Raw genomic sequence first — 13,006 nt, forward strand, 5'->3', positions numbered from 1 at the left:
AGTCATTGAATGTACTTGGGTCGATGTGACCCGGAGTTCATTCGAATCCGCGAGTATAGCGGTCGCTCCGGGCCCCGTCCCGGGGGCAGACAAGCGATATTCAGCGCCTTGATTCCGGCCATCGCGCGCGGATGGCTCCCTCCCCCGCCTGTGGAGGAAGGACAACAGGCGCGACTCAGGTCGCCACCTCGGCCAGCCTGTCGAGGAACTGCCGGCACCAGGCGTGGATGTCGCTGCCGGCGATCGGCCGCATCATCGACTGCCAGCGCTCGCGGCGTTCCTCCCGCGACATGGTCGAGGCGCGCGCGATCGCGTCCGCCACGCCGTCCAGGTCGTAGGGGTTGACCAGCAGCGCGGCGTCGAGTTCGGCCGCGGCGCCGGCCAGCATCGACAGCACCAGCACGCCGGGGTCCTCCGGGTCCTGCGCCGCCACGTACTCCTTCGCCACCAGGTTCATGCCGTCGCGCAGCGGGGTCACCAGCGCGACCTTGGCGGCGCGGTAGAAGCCGGTCAGGGTGGCGTGGGCGAAATTGCGGTTGACGTAGCGCAGCGGCGTCCAGTCGGGTTCGGCGTGGGTGCCGTTGATGTGCCCGGCGATGCCTTCGAGCTGGTCGCGCAGGTGTCGGTACTCGGCGACGTCGCCGCGCGAGACCGGCGCGATCTGCAGGAAGGTCAGGCGCCCGCGCTCGGACGGATGGCGCTCGATGTAGCGGCCGAAAGCGCGGAAGCGCTCCGGCAGCCCCTTGGAGTAGTCGAGGCGGTCGACGCCGATGGCGAGCAGGCGCCCGCTCAGGCTCTCGCGCAGCGCGCGCACGGCCGGCTTGTTGACCGCGGCGGCCGACTGGCTGGCGATGCGGGTCGCGTCGATGCCGATCGGGATCGACGTCACCGCCACCCGACCGCCGCCCGGCAGCACCACCGTGCCGTCGCCGTCGATGGTCGCGCGACCGAAGATGCGCGCGTAGGTGCGGAAGCGGTCCGCGTCGCGCGAGGTCTGGAACCCGAGCAGGTCGTAGGCGTACAGCGATCCGAACAGCCGCGCATGCTCGGGCAGCGCCGAGACCAGGTCCGCCGACGGCATCGGCACGTGCAGGAAGAAGCCGATGCGGCAATCGATCCCGCGCTCGCGCAGCAGCGCCGCCAGCGGGATCAGATGGTAGTCGTGGATCCACACCGCATCGTCCTTGCGCAGCAGCGGCGCCAGCCGGTCGGCGAACAGGGCGTTGACCCGGCGGTAGCCTTCGCGGGTCTCGCGCGCGTAGTCGACCAGGTCCAGGCGCGAATGCAGCAGCGGCCACAGGGTGCGGTTGGCGAAGCCGTTGTAGTAATCGTCGTGGTCGCGCCGGTCGAGGTCCATGGTGACGTAGCGCACGTCGCCCTCGGACTGCTCGTGCAGGCGGCCGCTGTCCTCGCGCACCGTCTTGCCGCTCCAGCCGAACCACAGGCCGCCGTGCGTCCTCAGCGCCGCCTCCAGCCCCACCGCGAGCCCGCCGGCGCGGTCCTCGCCCGGCACGGCGACGCGGTTGGAGACGACGACCAGCCGGCTCACGAGGCCTCCATCCAGCTGCGCGACAGCCGCATCGCGGCGATGATCAGGCCGACGTGCGAATAGGTCTGCGGGAAGTTGCCCCAGGCCTCGCCCCCGTCGAAGGCGAGGTCCTCCGACAGCAGCCCGAGGTGGTTGCGGCGCGCGAGCAGGCGCTCGAACATCGCCCGCGCCTCGTCGCCGCGGCCGGTCGCGGCCAGGGCGTCGATGTACCAGAAGGTGCAGATCGTGAAGCTGGTTTCGGGCGCGCCGAAATCGTCCGGCGCGACGTAGCGGAACAGCGCGTCGCCGCGGCGCAGGTCGCGGCCGATGGCGTCGACGGTGGCGACGTAGCGCGGATCGTCCGCGGACAGGAAGCCGATGTCGGTGAGCAGCAGCAGCGAGGCATCGAGGTAGTCGCTGTCGAAGGAGGCGCTGAAGTGGTTCGCTTCCGGCCGCCAGGCGCGTTCGACGGTGGTGGCGTGGATGGCGTCGGCGCGCGTGCGCCAGTACGCGGCGCGGTCGTCGAGCGCGAGCAGGCGCGCGATCTTCGCGAGCCGGTCGCAGGCGGCCCAGCACATCGCCGCGGTGTAGGTGTGCACCTCGGCGCGGCCGCGGAATTCCCACAGGCCGGCGTCGGGCTGGTCGTGCAGCGCCCAGGCGCGCTCGCCCAGCGGCTCCAGCCGGCCGAACGCGGCGGCGTCTCCCGGCTGCGACAGGCGCTGGTCGAAGAACAGCTGGGTCGAGGCCAGCACCACGCTGCCGTAGACGTCGTGCTGCTTCTGCACCCAGGCCAGGTTGCCGCGCCGCACCGGCCCCATGCCGCGGTAGCCGCGCAGGCTCGGCACCTCGGTTTCCTCCAGTTGCTCGGCGAAGTCGATGCCGTACAGCGGCTGCAGGCTGCCGTCGTGGGTGGCGATGTTGAAGATGTAGCGCAGGAACTCCTCCATGCTTTTGGTCGCGCCGAGCCGGTTGAGCGCGCGCACCACAAAGGCCGCGTCGCGCAGCCAGCAGTAGCGGTAGTCCCAGTTGCGCGGCGTGTCCGGCGCCTCGGGGATCGAGGTGGTCATCGCGGCGATGATCGCGCCGCTGTCCTCGTACTGGCACAGCTTGAGAGTGATCGCGCTGCGGATCACCGCCTCCTGCCAGTCCAGCGGCACCGACAGGTAGCGCACCCATTCGCGCCAGTAGGCCTCGGTGCGGCCCAGCGCCTCCTCGACGTAGCCGCCGATCGAACGCAGCAGCGATTCGTCGGGCCCGAACACCAGGTGCACGGTCTCGCCGAGCACGAACGGCGTGCCCTCGCGCACGAAGCGGATCGGCACGTCGGTGGTCAGGCGCAGGGTGAAGCCGGGCAGCAGCCAGCGCATGTGGTTGCTGCCCCAGGTGGCGTCGGGCAGGCGCGCGCCCCAGTCGGCCAGCGGGCGGGCGCGGACGCGGATGCGCGGCGTGCCCGCCAGCGGCGTGACCCGGCGCACGATCGACACCGGCCGGTAGATGCGCCCGTTCTGCTTCCAGCGCGGCGCGAAATCGACGATCTCCACCGCGCCGCCGTGGCGGTCGTGCAGCACGGTGCGCAGGATCGCGGTGTTGGTGACGTAGTGCTGCTCGCTGCGCGCGAAGTCCTCCAACTCGATCGCCAGGTCGCCGCCGTCGTGGTCGCCCGGCGACAGCAGCGCGCAGAACGCAGGATCGCCGTCGAATGCCGGCAGGCAGCTCCAGACCACGCGCGCCTGCCGGTCGATCAGCGCGCCGAAGCTGCCGTTGCCGATCACGCCGAGGTCGAGCGTCTGCTGCATGTGTCTCTCCTGTCGCGTCGTGCGGGAAATTCCGGGAAATCCGGACTCCAAGCCATTCCCGCGAAGCGCCCGGCAACCGCCGAAGGCTGGCCAGGCGGGAATGAAATGAACCGTCCCGCGCCAAGGGTGGCTTCCGATGTCATCCCGAGCGTAGCGAGGGATCCCGCCTTGAATGTCTTCGGAAAGAAGATCCCTCGCTACGCTCGGGATGACAAGGGTAGTAGCGGGACGACAAGGGTTCATCCCATGTCATGGGTCGACACCCAGCCATGCATGCACCGAAGCGATGTCCGGCAGGCGGTGGCGCGCGACCGTGTCCGCGCGATCGCCCACCAGCACGCTGAGGCCACCGTGCGCGTTGACCACCTCGAAGCCGTGCTCGTCGGTCAGGTCGTCGCCGACGAACACCGGCGGGCGACCCCGGAACGGCGGTTCGCCGATGAAGGCCTCGATCGCGACGCCCTTGTCGGCGCGCTGCGGGCGCAGTTCGACCACGTGGTCGCCCGGCTGCAGGTGGTAGCCGGGCAGGCGCGTGAGCGCCTGGATCGCGAACGCCTGCAGGTCGGCGGCAGCCTCGGGCATCGCGCGCCAGTGCAGCGCCATCGCCTCGCCCTTGTCTTCCAGCAGCGCCTGCGGATAGCGCGTGAGCAAGGTTTTCGCCAGCATCTTGGTCGCCTGCAGCGCGACCGGCGGCGCGGCCGGTTCGGGCAGGTCCTCGCCGGCGCGGCGGCGCTGCAGGCCATGCATGCCGGCGGCGGCCAGGTGCAGCGGCGCGAACATGCGGTCGAGCATCTCGATCCGGCGCCCGCTGACCAGCGCCAGCGCGCCATCCATCGCATCGGCGAGCGCGGCGAGGCGTTGCACGAGGCTTGCGGACACCTGCACCCGCTCGGGATGGTCCGCGAATTCCACCAGGGTGCCGTCGACGTCGAGGAACAGCGCCCAGCGATCGGACAACGGCGGTGGCGGCGGCAGGAGGGGGGCGCCGTCGACTGTCATGCGCCCATCATCGCCCGGATCGCGACTACGCGCGATGAAGATGTCCTCAGCCGCGCATGAGCGCGCGCCCGTCCTCCGGGTCGAAGGCATGCAGGTGCGCCGGCGACGCGCGCAGGTGCAGCGTGCCGCCGGGCACCGGCACGTCGCCCGGTGGCAGGCGCGCGACCAGCGCCTGCTCGCCAAGGCGCAGGTTGACGTAGACCTCGCTGCCGACCGGCTCGACGACATCGACGAAGGCCGCGAACGCCCCGGCATCGCCCTCGTCCGCGCGCAGCAGGTGCTCCGGGCGCACGCCGACCTGCAGTTCGCGCCCGTGCCAGGCGGCGTCGAGCCCGGCGTCGGCCGGCAGCGGCAGGCGCGTGCCGTCGGCCAGTTCCAGCGTCCAGCCACCCTCGCGCTGCAGCCGCCCGCGCAGCACGTTCATCGCCGGGCTGCCGAGGAAGGTGGCGACGAACAGGTTCGCCGGGCGCTCGTACAGCGCCATCGGCGTGTCGATCTGCTGCACCTCCCCGTCCTTCATCACCACGATGCGCTGGCCGAGGGTCATCGCCTCGATCTGGTCGTGGGTGACATAGACCATGGTCGCGCCGAGCCGCTGGTGCAGCCGCGCGATCTCCACGCGCATGCCGGCGCGCAGCTTGGCGTCGAGGTTGGACAGCGGTTCGTCGAGCAGGAACACCTGCGGCTGGCGCACCAGCGCGCGGCCGAGCGCGACGCGCTGGCGCTGCCCGCCCGACAGCTGCCCGGGCTTGCGCTGCAGCAGGCCGTCGAGTTCGAGCACCCTCGCCGCCTCGGCCACGCGCGCAGCGATGGCCGCCCTGTCCATGCCGCGCAGCTTCAGTGCGAACGCGAGGTTCTCCGCCACGCTCATGTGCGGGTACAGCGCGTAGCTCTGGAACACCATGGCGATGTCGCGGTCCTTCGGCGCGACGTCGTTGACCACGCGCTCGCCGATGCGCAGCGTGCCCGACGAGATCGTCTCCAGCCCCGCGATCATGCGCAGCAGCGTGGTCTTGCCGCAGCCCGACGGCCCCACCAGCACCAGCAGTTCGCCGTCGCCGACCTCGAAACTGGCGCCGGCCACGCCGACGTGGCCGTTCGGATACACCTTGCGCAGGTTGTCGAGCTGCACGCGCGCCATCGTTCCTCCCGCTCGGATGCCGGTCGTCCGGCGGGCGCGACGCCGCGCGACCCCGCGCACGAATACGAATGCACAGGGTCCGCAGCCCGGCGCGCTCCGCATACACTGGCCCGGACGATTGCGGTATTCTGGCATGTAATCGTTTTCATACCACCGCTGCCGTGCCGCGGCGCAGGAACAGGTCGCCAATGTCTCGCTCGTCCGACAGGGATTTCACGTTTCCGCAGGGCTTCCTCTGGGGGGCCGCCACCGCCGCCCACCAGATCGAGGGCTCGCCGCTGGCCGATGGCGCCGGCCCCAGCATCTGGACCCGCTTCGCGCACACGCCGGGCATGACGCTCAACGGCGACACCGGCGACGTCGCCTGCGACCACTACCGGCGCTGGAAGGACGACGTGAAGCTGATGCGCGAGCTGGGCCTGAAGGCCTACCGCTTCAGCACCTCGTGGTCGCGGATCCTGCCCGAGGGCAGCGGCCGCGTGAACCAGGCCGGCCTCGACTTCTATTCGCGCCTGGTCGACGAACTGCTGGCCAACGACATCGAGCCGCTGCTCACCCTCTACCACTGGGACCTGCCGGCCGCGCTCGACGACCGCGGCGGCTGGCTCAACCGCGACTGCGCCGACTGGTTCGCCGAATACGGCCGCGTGCTCTACCGCGCGCTCGACGGCCGGGTGAAGAAGTGGGTCACGCTCAACGAGCCCTGGGTGGTCACCGACGGCGGTTACCTGCACGGCGCCCTCGCCCCCGGGCATCGCAGCAAATACGAAGCGCCGATCGCCTCGCACAACCTGATGCGCGCGCACGGCGCGGCGGTGCAGGCCTACCGCGCCGAAGGCCAGCACGAGATCGGGCTGGTGGTGAACATCGAACCGAAGTACCCGGCCACTGACTCGGCGGAAGACGCGGCCGCCACCCGTCGCGCGCACGCCTACATGAACGAGCAGTACCTGCACCCCGCCCTGCTCGGCCACTATCCGCCCGAACTCAGGGAAATCTTCGGCGACGCCTGGCCCGAGTTCCCCGCCGAGGACTTCGACCTGATCGTGCAGCCGCTCGACTTCGTCGGCATCAACTACTACACGCGCAGTGTCACCACCGCCAACGACAGCTATCCGCTCAAGGCCGGCGGCGTGCGCCAGCCGCTGGGCACCTATACCGAAACCGGCTGGGAGGTATTCCCGCAGGGACTGACCGACCTGCTTCTGTGGTTCAAGCAGACCTACGGCGACCTGCCGCTGTACGTGACCGAGAACGGCGCGGCGTTCTTCGACCCGGCGGCGGCCGAGGACGGCCGCGTGCGCGATCCGCTGCGGATCGATTACATCCGAAAGCACCTGCGCGCGATCCACGACGCCATCGCGGCCGGCGTGGACGTGCGCGGCTACATGGCCTGGTCGCTGCTCGACAACCTGGAGTGGTCGCTGGGCTATTCCAAACGGTTCGGTATCGTCCACGTCAACTACGAAACCCAGGCGCGCACCCCGAAGGACAGCGCCCGCTGGTACTCTGGCATCATTGCCAGCCACGGACGTATCTTGTCCGATCCCCTTCCCTACTGAGAGCAGACGCCGGCGTCCATGCACGATTCCCTATTGCTGTTCGGCGCCACCGGCGACCTTGCCCAACGCTACCTGTTCCCCTCGCTGCTGCACCTGCTGCGCGACCGGCTGCTGCCGGAATCCTTCCGGGTGATCGCGATCGGCCGCACCGAGCACGACGACGAGGGCTTCCGCGCCTGGCTGCGCGGGCGCATCGGCAACGGCGATTCGCGCAACGACGGCGCCCTCGACAGCCTGCTCGGGCGCATCCACTACCACCCGCTCGACCTCAACGACACAGCGGGCATGGCCGCGACCCTGTCGCGCTACGCCGACCGCCCCGCGGTCAGCTACCTGTCGACGCCGCCGAACCTGTTCGAATCCGCCTGCAACGGGCTCAAGGCCGCCGGCCTGCTGGAGCCGCCGTCGCGGCTGGTGCTGGAGAAGCCGATCGGCCACGACCTGCCCTCGGCGCGCGAGATCGACGCCACGCTCAAGTCGGCGCTGGACGAGTCGCGGATCTTCCGCATCGACCATTACCTCGGCAAGGCGCCGGTGCAGAACCTGCTGGCGCTGCGCTTCGGCAACACCCTGCTCGAGGCCGTGTGGCAGCACCGCTGGATCGAGTCGGTCGACATCATCGTCGCCGAAACCGCCGGCGTGGACGGCCGCGAGGGCTACTACGCCGACTACGGCGCGCTGCGCGACATGGTGCAGAACCACATGCTGCAGTTGCTGGCGCTGATCGCGATGGAGCCGCCGGCCGTGCTCGACGCCGACAGCATCCGCGACGAGAAGCGCAAGGTGCTGCGCGCGCTGCGCCCGATGACCGCCGCCGACGCCGCCGCCGACAGCGTGCGCGGCCGCTACGGCCCGGGCGTGGTGGAAGGCGCGGCGGCGAAAGGTTTTAAGGCTGACAGCGCTGTCGAAACCTTCGTCGGCCTGCGCGCCTGGATCGACAACTGGCGCTGGGCCGGCGTGCCGTTCCGGCTGGTGACCGGCAAGCGCATGCCCTCGCGCACGACCGAGGTGATGGTCAACTTCAAGCCGGTCACGCACTGGGTGTTCGGCCGCCCCGACGGGCAACACGCCCGCCCCAACAGCCTGCGCATGCGCCTGCAGCCGGAAGAGACCATCGAGCTCGGCCTGATGGGCAGCCTCGCCGCGCCGGAATGGGGCGCGACCGAACTGCTGCCGATGTCGCTCGACCTGGCGATGCTGCCGCCCAAGCGCCGCATCGCCTACGAGCGGCTGATGATCGACGCGCTCAAGGGCGACCAGACCCTGTTCGTGCGCGACGACGAGGTCGAGGCCGCCTGGCGCTGGATCGACAGCGTCAGCGCCGCCTGGCAGCAGGCCGGTACGCCGGTGCAGGAATACCCCGCCGGCTCGTGGGGGCCGGCCGCCGCCGCGCCGTTCCTGCCGCGCACCGTCGGCGGCAAGGGTGGGCGCGGCGGATGAGCGGCGAGTCGCGCGTCCTGCTGGCCGACATCGGCGGCACCAACGCCCGCTTCGCGCTGGCCGACCCGGCGTCGAACACGCCGCTGCTCGCCGACAGCGTGCAGGCCTTCGCGGTGGCCGACTTCCCCTCGCTGGCGGAGGCCGCGCGCCACTACCTGCACGAGACCGGCGAGCAGGAGACCGGCATCCGCCACGGCGTGTTCGCCGTCGCCGGCCGCGTCGACGGCGACGAGGCGCGCATCACCAACCATCCCTGGGTGATCTCGCGGCCGCGCACGCAGGCCCAGCTCGGCTTCGAGCGCGTCACCCTGATCAACGATTTCGCCGCGCAGGCGATGGCGATCCCGCTGCTGCAGCCCGGCGACATCGCGCAGATCGGCGGCGTGCCCTGGATCCGCGAGGAATCGCCACGGCACCGCACCTACGCCATCCTCGGGCCCGGCACCGGGCTCGGCGTCGGCGCCCTGGTCATCCGCGACGGCCGCCAGTACCCACTGGAAACCGAGGGCGGCCACGTCAGCTTCCCGCCCGGCACGCCGGAGGAACTGGCGATCCTCGACCGCCTGTCGGCGCAGTTCGGGCGCGTCTCCAACGAACGCCTGATCTGCGGCCCGGGCCTGGTCAACATCCATCGCGCGCTGAGCGAACTCGCCGGCGAGGATCCCGGCCCGCTGCAGCCGGCCGACATCACCGCGCGCGCCCAGGCCGGCGATCCGCGCTGCATGCGCGCGGTCGACGTGTTCTGCGCCGTGTTCGGCGCGATCTCGGGCGACCTCGTGCTCACCCTGGGCGCCTGGGACGGCGTGTTCCTGACCGGCGGCCTGGTGCCGAAGATGCTCGACGCCCTGCAGCACTCGGGCTTCCGCCAGCGCTTCGAGCACAAGGGCCGTTTCTCGCCGACGATGGCGCGGGTGCCCTCGCTCGCCGTGCTGCATCCGCACGCCGGCCTGCTCGGCACCGCCGCGATCGCGCGCCAGGAAGCGCTGGAGGCGCAGCCGGCGTGACCAGTCACGACGCCCGCCCCGAATCCGCCCACCCGGCCTTCCGCCCGCGGGTGCGCATGCACAGCTACGAGTCGCAGATGCAGTGGACCTGGGGCGCGGCGGTGGCGATCTCCTCGGTGCTGGCGCGCGACCTGCAGCACAAGCCGCGCGCGCGCCTGCTGCTGTCGGGCGGCAGCACGCCGGCGCCGGTGTACGCCGCGCTGTCGAAGGCGCCGCTGGATTGGGACCGCGTCGACATCGCCCTGGTCGACGAACGCTGGCTGCTGCCGGACGATCCCGACAGCAACTCGCGGCTGGTGCGCGAATCGCTGCTGCAGAACAACGCCACCAAGGCGCGCTTCGAGAACATCACCCGCCCCGGCCGCAGCATCGAGGAGGCGGTGAACACCGCCAACCTGCACGCGCAAGCGCCGCCCGGCGTGGTCGTGCTCGGCATGGGCGAGGACGGCCACACCGCCTCGCTGTTCCCGCGCATGCAGGGCCTCGACGCCGCGCTGGAGTCGCGCGCGGCCTATGTCTCCGCCGACGCCACCGGCTGCCCCGGCGCGGGCAAGTTCCTGCGCCGCATCAGCCTGACGCCGGCCGGGCTCGCGCCCGCGCATACGCGCCTGCTGCTGATCCGCGGCGAAAGCAAGCGCAAGCTGCTCGACCGCGTGCTCGACGGCAACGACCCGCACGAGTACCCCGCGCGGATCGCCTTCCTGACGCCCGGCGCGACGCTGGACATCCACTGGTGTCCATGACCGCGCGGTCGCGACGCCCCAGACACGCCTCATCGCCAGAACGCCAATGAGCCTGCACCCGATCCTCCACGACGTCACCGAGCGCATCCGCCGCCGCAGCCGCGCCTCGCGCGCCGCCTACCTCGCCGGCATCGACGCGATGCACCAGGCCGGCCCCAACCGCACGCGGCTGAGCTGCGGCAACCTCGCCCACTCCTTCGCCGCCTGCGGCCCGACCGACAAGTCGCGCCTGCGCGGCGACGCCACGCCCAACCTCGGCATCGTTACCGCCTACAACGACATGCTGTCGGCGCACCAGCCCTACGAAACCTATCCGCAGCTGATCCGCGAACATGCACGCAGCCTCGGCGCCACCGCCCAGGTCGCCGGCGGCGTGCCGGCGATGTGCGACGGCGTCACCCAGGGCCGCGCCGGCATGGAGCTGTCGCTGTTCTCGCGCGACGCGATCGCGCAGGCCACCGCGGTGTCGCTGTCGCACGACATGTTCGACAGCGCCGTGTACCTGGGCATCTGCGACAAGATCGTGCCCGGCCTGCTGATCGGCGCGCTGGCCTTCGGCCACCTGCCGGCGGTGTTCGTGCCCGCCGGGCCGATGACGCCCGGCATCCCCAACAAGAAGAAGGCCGAGGTGCGCGAGCGCTACGCCGCCGGCGAGGCCACGCGCGAGGAACTGCTGGAGGCCGAAGCGTCTTCCTACCACGCGCCCGGCACCTGCACCTTCTACGGCACCGCCAACTCCAACCAGGTGCTGCTGGAGGCGATGGGCGTGCAGCTGCCCGGCTCGTTCGCCAATCCCGGCACCACGCTGCGCGACGCGCTGACCCGCGCCGCGACCGAACGCGCGCTGCGCATCAGCGCGCTCGGCGGCGACTACCGCCCGCTCGGCCGCATCATCGACGAGCGTGCGATCGTCAACGCGATCGTCGCGCTGATGGCCACCGGCGGCTCGACCAACCACACCATCCACTGGATCGCGGTCGCGCGCGCGGCCGGCATCTCGCTGACCTGGGACGACATGGACGCGCTGTCGCAGGTCGTGCCCCTGCTCGCCCGCGTGTATCCCAACGGCGAGGCCGACGTGAACCGCTTCCACGCCGCCGGCGGCATCGGCTTCGTGTTCCGCGAACTGCTCGACGCGGGGCTGATGCATCCCGACCCCGAAACCGTCCTGCCCGGCGGCATGCGCGCCTGGTGCGACGAACCGACGCTCGCCGACGGCGCGCTGGCGTTCACGCCCACGGTGGCGACCAGCGGCGACGAGGACGTGGTACGCCCCGCGTCCGCACCGTTCGAAGCGCAGGGCGGCCTGCGCCTGCTGCGCGGCAACCTCGGCCGTTCACTGATCAAGCTGTCGGCGGTGAAGCCGGAGTTCCGCACGATCGAGGCGCCGGCGGTGGTGGTCGACGATCCGCGCGCGCTGAACAAGCTGCACGCCGCCGGTCTGCTGCCCGAGCATTTCGTCGCCGTCGTGCGCTACCAGGGCCCGAAGGCGAACGGCATGCCGGAACTGCATTCGCTGGCGCCGCTGCTGGGGATGCTGCAGAACCAGGGCCGGCGCGTGGCCCTGGTCACCGATGGCCGCCTGTCTGGCGCGTCGGGCAAGATCCCCGCGGCCATCCACCTGACCCCGGAAGCCGCGCGCGGCGGCCCGATCGGCAAGCTGCGCGAGGGCGACATCGTTCGCCTCGACGGCGAGGCCGGCACGCTCGAAGCCCTGGTCGACGCCGGCGAATGGGCCGAGCGCGACTGCGCGCCGAACACCTCGCACTGCGCCTGGGACATCGGCCGCAACCTGTTCGCCTTCAACCGCGCGATGGTCTCGCCCGCCGACCAGGGCGCGCTGTCGATCTCCTGCGGCCCGCCCGCGCGCGACGGCGGACAGTGGGACTACGATGCCGAGTACGAACTGGGCGACGATCCGCATGCTGCGGCCGAGGCGCCGCATGAGGCGAAGGATGCCTGATGCTTTCGGCCGGACCTTGTCATCCCGAGCGCAGCGAGGGATCTTGCATCCGGTCGCCGGGAACAAGATCCCTCGCTGCGCTCGGGATGACAGCCGGTCCTTCCTGCCGCCCACACCAATGACCTCCACCTCCCAATCCCCATGACCATCGAATCCCTCCAGCAACGCGCCGAACACCTCCTGCTCGACGCCGGCATCCTGCCGGTCATCACCGCCGACAGCGTCGACCAGGGGCGCCGCATCGCCGAGGCGCTGCTGGAAGGCGGTCTGAAGTCACTCGAACTCACCCTGCGCACGCCGGCCGCGCTGGAGACGCTCGCGGCGCTGAAGAAGGAGCTGCCGGACATCGTCATCGGCGCCGGCACCGTGCTCAACACCGAACACATCCGCCAGTCGATCGACGCCGGCGCCGATTTCCTGGTCACGCCGGGCACGCCGCCGGCGCTGGCCGAGGCGCTGGCCGAGGCATCCATCCCGGCCGTGCCCGGCGGCGCCACGCCGACCGAATTCCTGTCGCTGATGGCACACGGCTTCCGCGTGTGCAAGCTGTTCCCGGCCAGCGCGGTCGGCGGACTGGCGATGCTCAAGGGCCTCGCCGGCCCGATCGCGGGATTGAAGCTCTGCCCCACCGGCGGCATCACCGAAGCCAACGCCGGCGAATTCCTCGCCCAGCCGAACGTGCTGTGCATCGGCGGCTCGTGGATGGTGCCCAGGGACTGGCTGGCCGCGGGCGACTGGGGCAAGGTCCGCGACAGCGCGGCGAAGGCCGCCGCGATCATCGCGAAGGCGCGCGCGGCGGGCTGACGGGAAGTCCGGCATCGCATACGACA

General features: G+C 71.2%; 10 protein-coding genes. 6 read left to right on the plus strand and 4 right to left on the minus strand.

Going from position 1 to position 13,006, the window contains the following annotated elements; all coding sequences use genetic code 11:
* Positions 1-175: 175 nt before the first annotated feature.
* The 4 genes from otsA to FQY83_RS04065 all read right to left on the minus strand — a co-directional run bounded on the left by otsA (position 176) and on the right by FQY83_RS04065 (position 5,464).
* On the minus strand, positions 176-1,549 hold the full coding sequence (gene otsA / locus FQY83_RS04050) for an alpha,alpha-trehalose-phosphate synthase (UDP-forming) (protein ID WP_146385212.1): 1,374 nt from the start codon (positions 1,547-1,549) through the stop codon (positions 176-178).
* Positions 1,546-3,324, minus strand: coding sequence for a glycoside hydrolase family 15 protein (locus FQY83_RS04055; protein WP_146385214.1), 1,779 nt, complete (start codon positions 3,322-3,324; stop codon positions 1,546-1,548). Before FQY83_RS04055 ends, otsA begins: the two co-directional genes overlap by 4 nt.
* Positions 3,325-3,573: 249 nt before the next feature.
* Complete coding sequence (gene otsB, locus FQY83_RS04060) at positions 3,574-4,323, minus strand: trehalose-phosphatase (protein ID WP_146385216.1); 750 nt, start codon at positions 4,321-4,323, stop codon at positions 3,574-3,576.
* Positions 4,324-4,369: 46 nt separating this feature from the next.
* The gene (locus FQY83_RS04065; RefSeq protein WP_146385218.1) at positions 4,370-5,464 is read right to left on the minus strand and encodes an ABC transporter ATP-binding protein; all 1,095 of its coding nucleotides are present in this window, start codon (positions 5,462-5,464) and stop codon (positions 4,370-4,372) included.
* A 188-nt stretch (positions 5,465-5,652) separates the two neighbouring features.
* On the opposite strand from FQY83_RS04065, the gene FQY83_RS04070 reads away from it, so the two are divergent.
* The 6 genes from FQY83_RS04070 to eda all read left to right on the plus strand — a co-directional run bounded on the left by FQY83_RS04070 (position 5,653) and on the right by eda (position 12,980).
* On the plus strand, positions 5,653-7,026 hold the full coding sequence (locus FQY83_RS04070; RefSeq protein WP_146385220.1) for a GH1 family beta-glucosidase: 1,374 nt from the start codon (positions 5,653-5,655) through the stop codon (positions 7,024-7,026).
* A gap of 18 nt (positions 7,027-7,044) precedes the next feature.
* Complete coding sequence (gene zwf / locus FQY83_RS04075; protein WP_146385222.1) at positions 7,045-8,466, plus strand: glucose-6-phosphate dehydrogenase; 1,422 nt, start codon at positions 7,045-7,047, stop codon at positions 8,464-8,466.
* A complete protein-coding gene (gene glk / locus FQY83_RS04080) occupies positions 8,463-9,470 on the plus strand; it encodes a glucokinase (protein ID WP_146385224.1) in 1,008 nt (335 codons plus the stop codon). Before zwf ends, glk begins: the two co-directional genes overlap by 4 nt.
* 56 nt (positions 9,471-9,526) lie before the next feature.
* Positions 9,527-10,213: a 6-phosphogluconolactonase gene (gene pgl, locus FQY83_RS04085; RefSeq protein ID WP_146385378.1), complete on the plus strand. Its 687-nt coding sequence runs from the start codon at positions 9,527-9,529 to the stop codon at positions 10,211-10,213.
* Between the two features lie 46 nt (positions 10,214-10,259).
* Positions 10,260-12,176, plus strand: a complete 1,917-nt coding sequence (edd, locus tag FQY83_RS04090) for a phosphogluconate dehydratase (RefSeq protein ID WP_146385226.1) — start codon at positions 10,260-10,262, stop codon at positions 12,174-12,176.
* 141 nt (positions 12,177-12,317) lie between these two features.
* Positions 12,318-12,980 carry a bifunctional 4-hydroxy-2-oxoglutarate aldolase/2-dehydro-3-deoxy-phosphogluconate aldolase gene (eda, locus tag FQY83_RS04095; protein WP_146385228.1) on the plus strand — a complete coding sequence of 221 codons (663 nt, stop codon included), beginning with the start codon at positions 12,318-12,320 and terminating at the stop codon, positions 12,978-12,980.
* The last annotated feature ends 26 nt before the right edge of the window (positions 12,981-13,006 follow it).

Origin of the sequence: Luteimonas marina (genome assembly GCF_007859325.1) — a bacterium.
In the GTDB taxonomy this organism is placed as follows: Bacteria; Pseudomonadota; Gammaproteobacteria; order Xanthomonadales; family Xanthomonadaceae; genus Luteimonas; species Luteimonas marina.